This is a genomic window from Rhizobium oryzihabitans (assembly GCF_010669145.1).
Taxonomy (GTDB): Bacteria; Pseudomonadota; Alphaproteobacteria; order Rhizobiales; family Rhizobiaceae; genus Agrobacterium; species Agrobacterium oryzihabitans.
Window position 1 is genome coordinate 1,536,427 of sequence record NZ_CP048635.1, and the last position, 12,726, is coordinate 1,549,152.

Below are 12,726 nucleotides of genomic sequence, written 5' to 3' on the forward strand. Positions count from 1 at the left end.
CGCCCGCCATTTTTTTGACGGCCACTGAACGAAGGGCGATGATGTTGGGCAAAGAAGCGAACAGCGACCGAGTGGATATCGACGGCGGCCGGCGAGGTGGACTGGAGCAGCAATTGCGGCAGGCCATTGTCGCAGGCGATGTGGTGAAGGATGGTCGCCTTCTCTCCGAGCGGCAATTGATTGCACGATATTCCACCACGCGCATCACGCTGCGCGAGGCCCTCTTTCATCTTGAAATCGACGGGCTGATCTTTCGGGAAAGTCGGCGCGGCTGGTTTGTTTCCGGGCCGCGCCTGGTCTATAGCCCGCTGCACCGGTCGCACTTCCACCGCATGGCCACTGAGCAGGGACGGTCTGCCGAAACGATACTGGTTGAGGCCGAAGCCGCCGCGTTGCCGGAAGAGCTCGCCGCCCTGATGCGGTGCGAGCCGGGCACGCGGTTCTGGCGTATCCGCAGAAAGCGCAGGATCGACGGCCGGCTGGTGCTTTTCGTTGAGCATTATCTTTCGGCTGAGATTTTCCCGGACATCCTGCAGCATGATCTTACCCGGTCCCTGACGACGATTTATCAGGACAGCTATGCGATCACCTACGGCCCGGCCTATTTTGAAATCAACCCCGTCGCCTTGCGCGGATATCCGGCCCAGCATCTCGGCTGCAGCGAAGGGGCCTACGGCCTGAAAATCACGCGCGTCAATCAGGACCAGCACGGCCGCATCATCGATTGCGATCTCGAATATTGGCGCCATGACGCCATATCGGTGCGCGTTGAAACCGATCAGCAGGGTTCGCTTGCGGGCTGACACACGGGGCGGGATGCGGGGCTCTATTCTTCCACGGGTCCCGTCTCGCCGCCCGGTTCAGGCTCCGATGGTCGTGCCGACCGTGACGCGGCCGGGTAAGCGCCCGTCATGCTGGCAAACTGGATGTCGTTTTGCGCAAAGGCGTCCTTCAGCATCGAATAGGCCTTGCGGCGCACTACCGAGGATTGCCCGCCGGCGCGCAGCATCATGCCGAAGCCGAGTGTCATGCCGTATTCGCCGAAGTGCTCGACGCCTTTCAGCTTGACGGTCTCGATCAGGAACGGTCCGAATTCCGGGTCTTCCTTGAGCGCCCTGCCGATTTCCTTGGTGATGGCCTTGACCTTGGCGATGTCTGTATCGAAGGCGACGGTGACCATGAATTTGTCGATCGACCAGTCGCGGCTCATGTTTTCGACGGCGCCGAGCGATCCGAACGGCACGGTGAAGATCGGGCCGCGATGGTGCCGCAGCTTGACCGAGCGAATGCTGAAGGATTCGACGGTGCCGCGATAGGAGCCGCTCTGAATATATTCACCGACGCGGAAGGCGTCGTCGATCATGTAGAACACGCCACTGATGATGTCCTTGACCAGCGTTTGCGAACCGAAACCGATGGCGATGCCGAAGATGCCGGCGCTTGCCAGGAGAGGCCCAATATTGACGCCGAGTTCTGATAGCGCCGTCATGACCGCGACGGCCGCGATGATGATGCCGAGCATGTTGCGAAGGATCGGCAGAATGGTCAAAAGCCGGTCGTCCTGCGGCTGGCTGCCCGGATGGCCACTCACCGGATCAACGGCGGGTGCGCTCAGCTCCAGCCGACGCGCGATCATCGACTTGATGGCGATCCAGACGAGATCGGCTAGAAGCAGGATCAGCGCCCCGTGCAGGACGCCAACGACGATCGAGGTCAGCAAAGCGCCGTCGGGCAGGGAATCCGGATGGGCGCGAACGAGGAAGATCAGCCACACTATGGCGGTTCCGACGACGACAAGCCGCACGCCGCGCTCGGCCAGAACCGGGCGCAGATCGCTTTCCCCGTAGCTGCCCATATCCGTTGCGAGCTTTCGCGCCGCGACGCCGAGTGTGGAGGCAAGGCCGGGCAGAACAAGCGCATAAAGCCCGATCCAGAAAAGGACGCCGGCACCGGCGAGCCGCAGCCCGAAGAGAATGATGAGGCCGAAGATCAGCGCGACATCGATAGCCCTTGTGCGTTCCGAACCCGGCTCGCCGCCGGGGCGTCGCCAGATCCAGATGCCGGCGAGCAGGAACAGGAAACCGACCATGGCGGCGGATAGAAGGCCGAGCGTGTCGCGGGGAACGCCGAGATTTTCCAACGTCCTCAGCAGAGCCCAGAAAATTCCGGCAAGCGTCAGGAGCCATGTCCAGCGCACGATCCAGAAATCGCGCCGTGTATGGGCCTCCCGGCCAATGATCTGGCGCAACAGGCCGGTAAAGGCAAAAAGCAGGGGCAAAATGACGCTCATCGCAAGCCAGGGCAACAGAATGGCGCTCAGCAGGGGCGGCCACTGGATGGCAAGGAACATGGTCGTGATGGCGAGCCCGTAACCGAAGACGGGCAGGAGCTTTCGGAACACGACGGCCGAGGCTTCCTTGCCGATATCCGCGCCGTTTTTGCGGGATGCCTGCATCACGATGATCCGGTTCGTGGCGATGCCGCCGGCAATACCTGCGCCGAACAGGATCAGCACATGCAGCAGAAAGATGGGGGAACCATAGGCGCCGATCTCGTCGCCAAGTCTTCCCAGCGCCGCGGCCACCTGCGCCGACATGACGGGCAGGTCGGCTGCAATACGGGCCAGATGTTCGCGCCGTTTGCTCGCCCATTGGTCGAGGTCGCTCAACTGGCTCTGCGGCGTCAGTTGCGGCGGCGGCTCGGCACCCGTTGCCGCAAGCTTTTGCGTGAGCAGCGCACGAACGTCATCCTGCCCGAGAAGCTGCAGCAATTGATCGACCTTCTGCTCCGTCGTCTGTTGCGGGGCGGGCGGTTTGGCGGGGGCGGCAGTTCCTGTGCGCCAAGGCTGGCTGTCCCCAGCAGGAAAAGTGCGACGGCTGCGGCCGCAATTGCTCTGAGGAGTGAGGTGAGGGTGATCATCGGTCCGCTCCGCACCATCCAGGCAGATGCCGCGCATCGTGCGAGCGCGCCAACACCAGTGCTTCCGCCACGGCGTCCTCGAAGGAATGCCGCAGCTCTTTTTTGCCCACCCGGCGACGCAGGAAGTCGGCCCAGAGAAATTCGCTGAAAGGCGCCTCGATCTTGGCAAAACCGCCGGCGTCACGAACGGCGCCGGCCAGCGAGCGGAAAGGATCATCTTCCAGGTCCACGATCTGTTTCGGAAGATCGGCGGTGGGGCGGCGCACGCCGTCCGCGTCGAAAGGATAGACGAAGTTGCGGTGGTCCATGACCGACCAGAATTCCTCTTTGCCGAGATGGGAAAGATCGGCAACGATGCTTGTCAGCACATGCTTCACCCCCTCGTTGTGCAAGGCCAGAGCGAGGTGGTGATGATCGACAAGGTAAAGGCGCTGCTTGTAGCCGACAACGACGGGCACCATGTGGTGGCCGAGGAATTCGGCCCCCTTTTCCGCCTGGATGGCGGCCCATTGCCGGCGCTTGGTTTCAACCTCCTGAAGGCCGACTGTCATCTGTGTTGGCCTGAGCGAGAGGATTTCAACCGGGCTGAGATGCGGTTCAAGGTTGTTGGGCATGGCTCTCCTCCCGGCGCATGGCCGCCGTTACGGCATCATCGACGCTGAAATTGCTGCGGGCAACCATGTCGTTTCCGCCGCCGGCGAGCAGCAGATCCCGCACGTGGTCATGCACCCGCGCATAATAAACCACGATGCCGCTATGCTGCATCGAGGCATCGAACTCCAGAAGCGCATCGAGCGCGGTGGAATCCAGTTCGAATGTTTCCTCAAGGCTCAAGATCGCGACCCGCAGCTCCGGCCGGGCAGCGATCCGTTTGGTGACGGCGGCGAGGATCGGTTCCGCATTGCCAAAGAAAAGCGGCTGCGCGGGCCTGAGGATGATCATGCCGGACACATCCTTCGCATCCGGGTGGCGTTCGATGTCGACAAAGTCGTGGCTGTCGCCCAGCCGGCCGAGATGCATGACGTGCGGCAGCGACAGCCGGCGAACGAAGACGGCGAAGGACAGGGCGACCGCGACCAGCATGCCGTTGAGAACACCGAATGCAAGCACGCTGGCCGCAGCCGCAAGCGCCAGATAGGCATCGTTGCCAAGCCGCCAGAGACGGATGATCGGTGTGGGATCGAGCGCGTGCAGAAGCGCCACGGCAATGACGGCGGCAAGAACCGCTTGCGGAATGAAAGCGAACCAGCCGGACGCGACGAGGCTGAAGGCGGCAAGGCCGATTGCAGCGATGGCCGAGGCGAGCCGGCTCTGCGGGCCGACCGCCTCGCTTGCCGCCCCTGCGGAAAAACCCGCGCCGACCGGCATGCCCTGCACGGCGGCGCTGGCAATATTGGCAAGCCCGAACGCTCTTAGTTCACGATTGGAATCGACGCTCTCGCCGTGACGCAGCGAAAAGCTGCGCACCGTGCCCCAGGATTCCGCAAAGAGAATGAGGACGAGCGGCGGCGCGAAGCGGGCGACATGGGCGACGTCGTCAAGCGAAACCGAGAACGGTCCGGCCCATATGCCGGCAAGGTCAATCGCGCCGACGACGGCGACCCCCCGGCTTTGAAGATTGAGCAATATCGACACGGCGATGCCGGCCACGATGACGACGAGGCTGCCGGGAATGGCCGGACGTCTGCGCAGGAGAAGCAGCACGGCAAGGGCAATTACGCCGACGGCGATGCTGTCAGGGTTCCAGTCCTGAGGATGAGACAGGATTTGCAGGAGTATGGCCAGCGGTTCTCCGGTCGTTTCCTTTATTCCGAACAGGCTCGGCAATTGCTTGATCGTGATGAGAATGGCGAGGCCGAAAGCAAAACCACGCAGCACCGGACGCGAGATCACACTCGACAGCGCGCCGAGCCGGGTGACGGCCGCAAGAAGAAACAGCACGCCCACCAGAGCAACCGTAATGGCAACGAGCAGCATCTTCTGCGCGGGCGTGACGGAAAGCGTTGCCAGCATGGCCGCCAGAATTGCCGCGGAAGAGGATGTGGGCGAGACAACCGCAAAACGGCTCTGGCCAAAGAAAGCGTAAACGATGCAGCCCATGATGGCGGCGAGGATGGCGTGCTGGGCCGGAACGCCGGCAATGCCCGAATAGGCGATGGCTTCCGGCAACATCAGGCCGGCAATCGACAATCCCGCAATCACATCGCGCCGGTTTACTGTTACGGGCATGGAGTGGCGACCGCATTGACGGTGACAAAGGCAAGGAAACTTTCACCCGGTAAGATCACGATTCTCCACCATGTTCCCAATGGGATAGAAGTTTCACCCATTGCGGATGCAAGTCAAAGTTTAAATCATGCTTCCGAGATATTTCGCTCGTTCCGGGGCGGCCTGGCGCTGGTAATCATGCGGCCGGCGGCGACGCCCTCTCGATTTAGCTCCGTCAGCTGCCGTACTGGTCGTCCGTGACATGCTCCATCCAGTCCACGACCTTGCCGTCCTGGACTTCCTGAAGCGCGATATGGGTCATGGCGACATTGGGTGCGGCCCCGTGCCAGTGCCTTTCGCCCGGTGCGAACCAGACGGTGTCGCCGGGGCGGATTTCCTCCACCGGGCCACCCTCGCGCTGCACCCGGCCAAGGCCGGAAACCACGATCAGGGTCTGGCCGAGCGGATGAGTGTGCCAGGCGGTGCGGGCGCCGGGTTCGAAGGTGACCTGCGCGCCCTGCACCCGCTCGGCATCGAACGGGTTGAACAGCGGATCGATGCGGACCGTACCGGTGAACCAGGCCTCGGGGCCTTTGGCGGATGCCCGTGCTCCAGCGCGCAATATTTCCATGGTCATTCTCCTGATTTGGATCGTGCGGTGATTTGATGCGGGAATTCTCTCCTTGTCCACAGGGGAGTGAAAAACGGATCAGGCGGACAGGTTGAAGGCGCTTCTCCAAATGCCCGCACCCCGATCGGTTGTGAGGATTATCTCGCTGTCTCGGGAGCATTTTTTGGCGCTTGCAGCCCATGTTTTTCTTCCGTCCAGACCCGGCAACAAAAATCATTCTCGGGATTGACTCATTTATGAAACCGGTTACATTCATCGATGTAAACGGTTTCATTAGTTAAAAACCGTGCTTGGAGGAGCAAATTTTCATGTTTAAACATTTGATGGCTGCCGCCGCCATGGTGCTTGCGGCCGGCACGTCCGTGCACGCCCAGGAGCAGAGCTTCAAGATCGGTCTTTCCAATTCTTTCGTCGGCAGCGAATGGCGCACGCAGATGATAGAGGAAGCCCAGGCTGCCGCAAAAGCTTGGGGCGAAAAGGGCGTCAAGGTCGAAGTCGTCGTTCAGAGCGGCAATGTCGATGTGCAGGGGCAGATCGGCCACATCCGCAATTTCATGAACCAGGGCGTTGATGCAATTCTCATCAATCCCGGCAGCCCGACGGCCTTCGATCCGATCTTTGCTCAGGCGAAGGCGCGCAACATTCTCGTCATCGCAACCGACGCGGAAGTGTCTTCGAAGGACGCGATCTATGTCGGCATCGACCAGAAGGCCTGGGCGGCGCAGTCCGCACAATGGCTTGCGGATTCGCTGAAGGGCAAGGGAAGCGTCGTCGCCATCAACGGCATCGCCGGCAACCCCGCCAACGAAGCCCGCGTCGCCGGCTACCGCGAAGTGTTCAAGAAATATCCCGACATCAAGGTGCTGAACGAAGCCAATGCGAGCTGGGACCAGGCGCAGGGCCAGCAGGCCATGCAGAACCTTCTCGCCACCTATCCCGATATCAGCGGTGTGTGGGTGCAGGACGGCATGGCCGATGGCGCATGGCGCGCAATCGAAGCCGCCGGCAAGACCAAGGACATCGCCGCAACAGGTGAAATCCGCAAGGACTTCATGACGCGCTGGGAAAAGGAAAAGTTCAATTCCGGCGCTTCGGTCAATCCTCCCGGTGTCATGGCCAGCGCGCTCAACGTTGCGGTTCTGAAGCTGCAGGGCAAGGAATTCAAGGACGGCGTATTCGGCGGCACTTACGGCAACGCCATCTATATTCCGATCCCCTTCGTCAGCAACGACAACCTCGCGGACAACATCAAGTCCGCCGAAGGCAAGCCGGGCTACTGGTCCGTCACGGCAACCGTGACGCCGGAACAGGCTGGCGAGTTCTTCAAGTAAGATCAGTCTCGGGCTGGCGGCGAAGGCCAGCCCGAACCTGAAACTCGAGTGCGGATCGCGTCTTTCACGTGTCCGCCGGTGACGAAGCACAATGACAAGTACAATTCGGGGACATGCGATGGCGAACGCTCTGGAGGCGGCCGGCATAACGAAGAATTTTGGCGCCGTGCGTGCGCTTTCGGCCGGCAGGCTGACCGTCGGCCGTGGTGAAATCCATGCGCTGCTGGGTGCGAATGGTTGCGGCAAGAGCACGCTCTGCAAGATCGTTGCGGGTGCGGTCGCGCCGACCAGCGGCACGATCAGGTTCAATGGCGAGGACGTGCGCTTTAAAAGCCCGCGTGACGCTGAAAATGCCGGCATCGCACTGTTTTACCAGGAACTCAGCCTCATTCCGCAGCTTTCCGTCGCCGACAATATTTTTCTCGGTCGCGAGCCGAAGTGCGGCGTTTTCGTCGACAGCAAGGCCTTGAAAGCCGAGGCGCAGAAGCTGATCGCGCTTTTTGACGGAGTTGCCGGGGAAGGACTGGAGCCGGATGTGATCGTCGGCGATCTGCCGCCCGATCAGCGCCAGCTCGTCGAAATCCTCAAGGTCTTCGCCCAGAATGCCAGCCTCATGATCATGGATGAGGCGACGGCGGCGCTCGATGGCCGCCAGTCCCAGCGCTTTTTCGAGATCCTCAGGGCCAAGAAGGCCGACGGCATCTCCACCATCATGATTTCCCATCGTCTCGATGAGGTTTTTGCGGTCTGCGACCGCATCACCGTCATGCGTAACGGCGCGACCATTTCTGAACTCGATACCGCCACCACCACCCGCGAAGCCGTCGTGCATGATATGGTCGGCGATGTCCGCGCCGCACCCGCACGTCAGCAGGGACGTGCAGATGCAGCGCCCAGCCTGAAAGTGACGGATGTTGCGGGCGAGGGCGTTCGCGGTGTCACTCTGGAAGCCTATCCGGGTGAAATCGTCGGTCTGGCCGGCCTGCAGGGGCAGGGCCAGTCGGCCTTGCTGAAAGGCCTTTTCGGCGCCAGCCCCTTTGCCGCAGGGCAAATCCAGTTCGAGGGCCGGGACGTCGTTATCGGCAAGCCGTCGCAGGCGGTTCACAACGGTTTTGCCTATGTGTCGGGCGACCGCGGGCGTGATGCCTCGCTTCAGGGCCGGTCGATCTTCGAAAATCTCGTTGCAGCTCTCATGGTGCGCGAAAAGATGCGGCTGGTCCGGCCCGCGACGCTGAAGCCGCGTGTGCAGAAGGTCGCCGACGACATGAAGACGAAATTTGCCGGCATGGACATGCCGATCGGCACGCTTTCGGGCGGAAACCAGCAGAAGATCTTCATTTCCCGCTGGCTCGCCACCGCGCCGAAACTGCTTCTGCTCGACGATCCGACCAAGGGCATCGATCTTGGCGCCAAGGCCGATCTCTTTGCGCTGATGCGGCAGCAGGCTGACGCGGGCGCGACCATTCTTCTCTACTCCTCGGAAGATGCGGAAATCCTCGAATATGCCGACCGTATTCTCGTGTTCAATGGCGGGCGCATTTCTGCAGAGCTGACCGGAGCCGACATGACATCCGTAAACATGACCCGCGCCGCCTATGGAGACGCCGCATGAGCTCTTCCGGTTTTCTGCGCAAGCAACCCTGGATCATAACCCTCGTCGTTCTGGCCGTTCTCATCGGCGTGAATACGTTTCTGCAGCCATCTTTCGTGCAGCCGGCCGTATTGCAGTCGAACCTGACGACGTTTCTTCCGCTGATCCTGGTCGCCATCGGGCAGACTTATGTCATTCTGGCGGGAGACATCGATCTTTCGGTTGGCAGCATCGTGGCGCTCGCCAATGTCGTCACCGTCAGCGTCATTGCCGCACTTGGCGGAACGGCGGGTGCCGTCGTCGCCGGCATGGGAGCGGGAATTGCGGTCGGACTGATCTGCGGGCTGGTCAACGGTCTGTTCATATCCGGCCTGCGCTTCCAGCCCATCGTCACCACCTTCGCGACGGGCATCATCTTCGCCGGGCTTGCAATCTGGGTCCTGCCGCAGGCCGGTCTTCCGGTGCCGGAAGCCTATTGGCAGACCTATTCCGGCAGCTTCATCGGCCTGCCCTTCGTGCTGTGGGTGCTGCTGGGAGGCATGGCCTTTACGCTGATCGTATCGCGCATTCCGTTCCACGTTCATTTGCTGGCCGTCGGCGGCAATCGTACCGGCGCTTTCCAGACGGGCTTGCGCCTCTCGGGTATCCGCATCGGCGCCTACATGATTTCCGGCCTGTTTTCGGCGCTGGCGGCGCTGTGCCTGACGGGTGAGACCGCCTCTGGCGATCCGCTTCTCGGCGCAAGCCTTGCGCTCTCCTCCATCTCGGCGGTGGTTCTCGGCGGCACAGCACTTTCCGGCGGGTTTGGCAGTTCTACGGGGTCGATTGCGGGAGCGCTGGTGCTCGGCATGATCGGCAATGTGATCTTCTTTGCGGGGCTACCTTTCGAGTACCAGACGCTGGTGCAGGGTTTGATCGTGCTGACGGCATTGGCCGGCGGTGTTCTGGTGACGAGGCGTTGACATGACCAATCCCGGCTTGCAAATCAAATCCCTCCTTACCGATCCCCTGACCATTGCCATTGGCGCGTCAGTCTTCCTGCTGCTGGTCGGCGAATTATTGTCGCCCGGCTTCGCGCAGGGGTCGCAGATCGTGCGGCTGCTGACGATTGCCGCCATTCTCGGCATCGTCGCGGCGGGCCAGAACCTCGTCATCCTCGGCGGACGCGAAGGCATCGATCTGTCCGTCGGTGCGATGATCTCGCTTGGCGCGGTGCTTGCCGGCAACATGATGAACGGCCAGAATGCGGGCATACCGCTCGCCATACTGGTTGCGGGCGGCATTCCCTTCCTGATCGGCCTCATCAACGGTCTCGGCATCACCTTCGTGCGCATTCCGCCGCTGGTCATGACGCTCGGCATGACGGCCGTCATCCAGGGCGGACTGGTGGTTTATTCGCAGGGCGTTCCGTCAGGTGCTGCGGCGCCGCTGCTTGCGGGCTTCATCAACCGGCCGCTCGTCTTCGGCATTCCGGGCGTCCTCTTCGTCTGGCTTGGCATTGCCGCGATCATGCTGTTCGTGCTGCGCCGCACGGCGTTCGGTTTCTCCATTTACGCCATCGGCTCCAATGAGCGGGCGGCAACGCTGGTCGGATTGCCTGTGTCTTTGATCCGCACGTTGCTATACGGCCTGTCCGGCCTGTTTGCCGGGCTGACCGGGGTCTGCGTGATCGGTTATACCGGCACCTCCTTCATTTCCGTCGGCGACCAATATGTCCTTCCGTCGATCATCGCGGTCGTCATCGGCGGCACCTCGCTTGCCGGCGGTGCGGGCGGATATATCGGAACCATGGCCGGGGCAGTTGCACTGACCATTCTGCAAAGCGTACTGATAACGCTCAACCTCGATGTATGGGCCCGGCAGATCATATTCGGTGTCACGTTACTTGCGCTGATGCTGCTTTATGGCCGCCAAAAGCAGCTGCGTGTGTGACAGATGAGCAAAGACCAAGGTTCGAATATCAGGGAAGTTGCAGCTCTTGCGGGCGTGTCGATCGCGACCGTATCGCGGGCGCTGCAGCAACCCGACAAGGTTCGCCCGGAAACCCGGAAGAAGGTTTTCGACGCCGTCCGGCAGGCGAACTTTGTTCCCAACGCCCAGGCCGCGAGCTTCCGCCGCCAATCCAACAACACCGTCATTCTTCTCGTTCGCGATATCGGCAACCCGTTTTATCTCGAAATCTACAAGGGTGTGGAGGAAGCGGCAGGCGAAGCGGGCTTCAAGGTGCTGATGGGCGATGCCCGCAATGACGAACACCGCGTGGCCACCCATATCGATATGGTCCGGCAGAAACATGCCGATGGCCTTATCCTGATGACCGGACAGTTCCCGTCCGAGCTTCTCGATCAGGGCGACGCGCTGCCGCCGATCGTCATCGCGTCAGAAACCGTGCCCGGCCTCGCGCTGCCCACCGTCAAGGTCGACAACCGCGCCGCTTCCATCAACGCCATGCGCTACCTCATCGAGGCAGGGCATAGAAGGATCGTGCATCTGGCCGGTCCCGTCCCGGAAAGTCTGGCGCAGGAGCGTTTCGACGGTTACCGCGACGCACTTGCCGAGGCCGGCATCGCTTATGCCGATGAACTTCTGGTGACAGGCGATTACAGCATCGAAGCAGGCCGTCAGGCGATTGCCAGCCTTCTCGAAGGCGGTATTGCCTTCACCGCCATCTTCGCCTCGAGCGACCAGATGGCGATTGGCGCGATCAGCGAGTTGCGCGGGCGCGGGCTTTCGGTTCCGGCCGATGTCTCGGTCATCGGCTTCGACGATATCATTTTCGCCAATGCCTTCGAGCCGCCACTGACGACGGTGCGCCAGCCCCGACAGGAAATGGGCCGCAAGGCCATGGCGCTGATGGTCGACCGGCTGAACGGCAAACGCACGGCCGAAACCATCGTGCTGGATACGGAACTGGTGGTGCGCGGCTCGGTCGCGCCCTGCCGCCCGCCGCACCGGTAGCGGCCAGACTGTGAATGCAAGGAGTGTAAGGACATGAAGACGATCAAAGGCCCGGCGATTTTCCTCGCACAATTTGTCGGGGACAAAGCCCCCTTCGACACGCTCGACAATCTCGGACAATGGGCGGCTTCCCTTGGTTACAAGGGCATTCAGGTGCCGACCGATCCCAAGCTCTTCGATCTCGAGAAAGCCGCCGCCTCCAAGGCCTATTGCGATGATATCAAGGGCCGTCTGGCCGAGACAGGCGTCGAGATCACCGAGCTTTCAACCCATATTCAGGGCCAGCTCGTCGCTGTTCATCCTGCCTATGACGAGATGTTCGATGGTTTTGCGCCCGCTGGACTGCGCGGCAAACCGCAGGCGCGGCAGGAATGGGCGGTTAATCAGCTGAAGTGCGCGGCGAAGGCCTCGCAGCATCTCGGCCTCAAGAGCCACGCCACCTTCTCCGGTGCGCTGGCCTGGCCCTTCGTTTATCCGTGGCCGCAGCGCCCGGCGGGTCTTGTCGAAATGGCCTTTGCCGAACTCGGCAAGCGCTGGACGCCCATTCTCGATACATTCGAGGAGAACGGTATCGATCTCTGCTACGAACTGCATCCGGGCGAAGACCTGCATGACGGCATCACCTTCGAGCGTTTTCTCGAAGCCACCGGCAATCATGCGCGTGCCAACATTCTCTACGATCCCTCCCACTTCGTCCTGCAGGCGATGGATTATCTTGATTTCATCGATATCTACCACGAGCGCATCCGCGCCTTTCACGTCAAGGATGCCGAGTTCAATCCGACCGGCCGCTCGGGCGTCTATGGCGGTTATCAAAGCTGGATCGACCGGCCGGGGCGTTTCCGCTCGCTGGGTGACGGGCATGTCGATTTCGGCGCGGTGTTTTCCAAGCTCACCCAATATGACTTCGACGGATGGGCGGTGCTGGAATGGGAATGCGCGCTGAAACATCCGGAAGACGGGGCGCGTGAAGGTGCCGGCTTCATTGAAAACCACATCATCCGCGTGACCGAGCGGGCTTTCGACGATTTTGCCAAAAGCGGTGTCGATGATGCCGCCAACCGTCGCCTTCTCGGTCTCTGAAAGGG

General features: G+C 61.4%; 11 protein-coding genes. 7 read left to right on the plus strand and 4 right to left on the minus strand.

Translation table 11 applies throughout. The features are described from left to right. Positions 1 to 38: 38 nt before the first annotated feature. The gene (locus tag G3A56_RS23740) at positions 39 to 803 is read left to right on the plus strand and encodes a UTRA domain-containing protein (protein ID WP_246231422.1); all 765 of its coding nucleotides are present in this window, start codon (positions 39 to 41) and stop codon (positions 801 to 803) included. A gap of 23 nt (positions 804 to 826) precedes the next feature. Here G3A56_RS23740 and G3A56_RS23745 read toward each other — a convergent pair whose 3' ends face one another. The 4 genes from G3A56_RS23745 to G3A56_RS23760 form a co-directional block, all read right to left on the minus strand. Beyond that, complete coding sequence (locus G3A56_RS23745; protein ID WP_246231423.1) at positions 827 to 2,770, minus strand: mechanosensitive ion channel family protein; 1,944 nt, start codon at positions 2,768 to 2,770, stop codon at positions 827 to 829. Positions 2,771 to 2,915: 145 nt separating this feature from the next. Next, positions 2,916 to 3,533, minus strand: a complete 618-nt coding sequence (locus G3A56_RS23750) for a ParB-like protein (protein ID WP_082184953.1) — start codon at positions 3,531 to 3,533, stop codon at positions 2,916 to 2,918. Further along, positions 3,517 to 5,148 carry a SulP family inorganic anion transporter gene (locus G3A56_RS23755; RefSeq protein WP_082184952.1) on the minus strand — a complete coding sequence of 544 codons (1,632 nt, stop codon included), beginning with the start codon at positions 5,146 to 5,148 and terminating at the stop codon, positions 3,517 to 3,519. The genes G3A56_RS23750 and G3A56_RS23755 overlap by 17 nt, the downstream gene beginning before the upstream one ends. 214 nt (positions 5,149 to 5,362) lie before the next feature. Beyond that, the gene (locus tag G3A56_RS23760) at positions 5,363 to 5,758 is read right to left on the minus strand and encodes a (R)-mandelonitrile lyase (RefSeq protein ID WP_082184951.1); all 396 of its coding nucleotides are present in this window, start codon (positions 5,756 to 5,758) and stop codon (positions 5,363 to 5,365) included. 308 nt (positions 5,759 to 6,066) lie between these two features. Here G3A56_RS23760 and G3A56_RS23765 point away from each other — a divergent pair, with 308 nt between their 5' ends. The 6 genes from G3A56_RS23765 to G3A56_RS23790 all read left to right on the plus strand — a co-directional run bounded on the left by G3A56_RS23765 (position 6,067) and on the right by G3A56_RS23790 (position 12,721). Next, positions 6,067 to 7,089, plus strand: a complete 1,023-nt coding sequence (locus tag G3A56_RS23765) for a substrate-binding domain-containing protein (RefSeq protein ID WP_003498934.1) — start codon at positions 6,067 to 6,069, stop codon at positions 7,087 to 7,089. 118 nt (positions 7,090 to 7,207) lie between these two features. Then, a complete protein-coding gene (locus G3A56_RS23770; RefSeq protein ID WP_082184950.1) occupies positions 7,208 to 8,701 on the plus strand; it encodes a sugar ABC transporter ATP-binding protein in 1,494 nt (497 codons plus the stop codon). After that, entirely contained in the window at positions 8,698 to 9,642 is a 945-nt protein-coding gene (locus tag G3A56_RS23775; protein ID WP_082184949.1) for an ABC transporter permease, read from the plus strand. Before G3A56_RS23770 ends, G3A56_RS23775 begins: the two co-directional genes overlap by 4 nt. Before the next feature lies 1 nt (position 9,643). Beyond that, the gene (locus tag G3A56_RS23780; RefSeq protein ID WP_082184948.1) at positions 9,644 to 10,612 is read left to right on the plus strand and encodes an ABC transporter permease; all 969 of its coding nucleotides are present in this window, start codon (positions 9,644 to 9,646) and stop codon (positions 10,610 to 10,612) included. A 3-nt stretch (positions 10,613 to 10,615) separates the two neighbouring features. Next, positions 10,616 to 11,638 (plus strand): LacI family DNA-binding transcriptional regulator, encoded by a 1,023-nt coding sequence (locus G3A56_RS23785; RefSeq protein ID WP_082184947.1) that lies wholly within the window; start codon positions 10,616 to 10,618, stop codon positions 11,636 to 11,638. A gap of 33 nt (positions 11,639 to 11,671) precedes the next feature. Continuing rightward, positions 11,672 to 12,721, plus strand: a complete 1,050-nt coding sequence (locus tag G3A56_RS23790) for a sugar phosphate isomerase/epimerase family protein (RefSeq protein WP_082184946.1) — start codon at positions 11,672 to 11,674, stop codon at positions 12,719 to 12,721. Positions 12,722 to 12,726: the final 5 nt, after the last annotated feature.